Genomic DNA, 271 nt, shown 5'->3' on the forward strand with positions numbered 1-271 from the left:
AACATCATTAAATTCGTGCTTGAAAGTCTGTGATAATTGTAAAAATTTACCATCTGCTTCTACCTCTATTCCCCTGTTAAAAGTCTCATTTTGTGTTAATCCTACTTTACTAGCATTAGAAATTGTATAAGTTCCCGTAAAATCTATCACACTTTTTTCTCCTAAATTTAACGTTCCATTGATAAAGAATTTATGACTTCTCGCAATATTTTTATCCCTGTAATTAACTGATAATAACGGTGCAGCTGCAATACTTTGCTGTACTTCTGAC

Annotated in this window: 1 pseudogene; it reads right to left on the reverse strand. The window is 31.7% G+C overall.

From position 1 onward, the window contains the following. A pseudogene (locus tag F1003_RS15790) lies at nt 1–271 on the reverse strand (outer membrane beta-barrel protein); the annotation flags it as partial.

The organism is Winogradskyella ouciana (assembly GCF_009709615.1).
Classification (GTDB): domain Bacteria; phylum Bacteroidota; class Bacteroidia; order Flavobacteriales; family Flavobacteriaceae; genus Winogradskyella; species Winogradskyella ouciana.